Source organism: Candidatus Accumulibacter vicinus (assembly GCF_000584955.1).
Taxonomy (GTDB): Bacteria; Pseudomonadota; Gammaproteobacteria; order Burkholderiales; family Rhodocyclaceae; genus Accumulibacter; species Accumulibacter vicinus.
Map to the genome: position 1 here is coordinate 75,767 of NZ_JDSS02000016.1, position 1,515 is coordinate 77,281.

General features: G+C 69.8%; 1 protein-coding gene and 2 pseudogenes. All 3 read left to right on the top strand.

Annotated features, from left to right (window positions below; translation table 11 throughout):
* Window positions 1-528 (top strand): annotated as a pseudogene (locus tag CAPSK01_RS04665) (hypothetical protein); the annotation flags it as partial.
* Window positions 525-1,172, top strand: a complete 648-nt coding sequence (locus tag CAPSK01_RS04670; protein ID WP_034923167.1) for a hypothetical protein — start codon at window positions 525-527, stop codon at window positions 1,170-1,172. The pseudogene CAPSK01_RS04665 and the gene CAPSK01_RS04670, both read left to right, overlap by 4 nt.
* A gap of 4 nt (window positions 1,173-1,176) precedes the next feature.
* Window positions 1,177-1,512: pseudogene (locus tag CAPSK01_RS04675) on the top strand (polysaccharide deacetylase family protein); the annotation flags it as partial.
* Between the last annotated feature and the right edge of the window lie 3 nt (window positions 1,513-1,515).

Sequence of the window (1,515 nt, forward strand, 5' to 3'; positions counted from 1 at the left end):
GCGCTCGACGCCGAGGCCTTGCGCGCGACCCTGACGGGTTCCGGTGCGCTGCTGATCGACATGAAGACCGAAGTAGACAACCTGTATGCGCACTACCTCGACGAAGCACGGCTCCTCTCGCTGGGGGGGTTCGTCGCCATCGTTGGCCTGCTCGGCGCAACCCTGCGTTCGCCCCGCCGCGTGCTGCGGGTGATCGTGCCACTGCTGCTGACGGTCCTGCTGGTCACCGCCACCCTCAATCTGGCCGGCGTCCGCCTGCAACTGCTGCATCTGGTCGGCCTGCTGCTGATCGTCGCCGTCGGTTCCAACTACGCCCTCTTTTTCGACCGCCTCGGCGGCCGACTGGCTGGCGAACCGCGGACGGTCGCCTCGATGCTCATCGCCTGCCTGACGACCGCAATCGGCTTCGGCACGCTGGCGACTTCGCCGGTGCCCGTCCTGCAGGCGCTGGGCATCACCGTCGGCCCGGGCGCGGTCCTGGCACTGCTCCTCTCGGCCTGCTTCATCCAGCCGGCGCCGCAGGCATGAGCGCACCTCTGCGAACCCTCGGCCGGATCACTGGTGCACCGACGCGGCTGGTGCTGCTGCCGGGCGCGTACATGAACGCGGCGGACTTCGTCAGCGCCGGTTTCTTCAGCGCCATCACGCGCCGCCGCCTGCCGCTCGACCTCCTGGCGGTAGACCTCGACCTGGCAATGATTTCCAGCGGCGAGGCACTGCCCGCACTGCAGAAAGAAATCCTGTCGCCGGCGCGCGCGCAAGGTTGCCGGAACCTCTGGCTGGGCGGCATCTCGCTCGGCGGCCTGCTGGCGCTGTGTCAGCAGGCCGATTCGCCGGGCAGCGTCGATGGCCTTTGTCTGCTCGCCCCCTACCCGGGCAGCCGGCTCACCACCGACGCCATCGCCGATGCTGGCGGACTGGCCCACTGGCAACCCTCTGCCGACCAACTCGCCGACTGCGAATTCCGCGTCTGGCAGTGGCTGCAGAAACCGCCAGCCGACTTCCCGGTCTTCGTCGGCTATGGGGCCGAAGACCGCTTCGCCGCGGGCCTGCGGGAAATCGCCGGCTGCTTCCCGGCGACCGCGAGCCAGGTCGTCCCCGGTGGTCACACGTGGCCTGTCTGGCTGCTCCTGTGGGAACATTTTCTCGACCGGCGACTCCTGCCGACGTGAAGCCATGCCAAGACCCTGGAATCCCTCGCCGGCCATCCATGCCTCGTTCGCCCTGCACGGGGCAGCAGCGCTCGGCGTCCTGGCAATGCCGGGCCACTGGCCGTGGGCGCTCGGGGCACTGGCCGCCAACCACCTGATCCTGACGACGGCCGGCCTGCTGCCGCGCAGCACCCTGCTCGGCGCCAACCTGACACGCCTGCCGGCCGCGGCCAGCGCACGCCGGGAAATCGCCCTGACCATCGACGATGGCCCCGACCCGGAAGTCACGCCGCGCGTCCTCGACCTTCTCGACATCGCTGGCGCGCCGGCGAGTTTCTTCTGCATCGGCAGCCGCGCCCGCTGA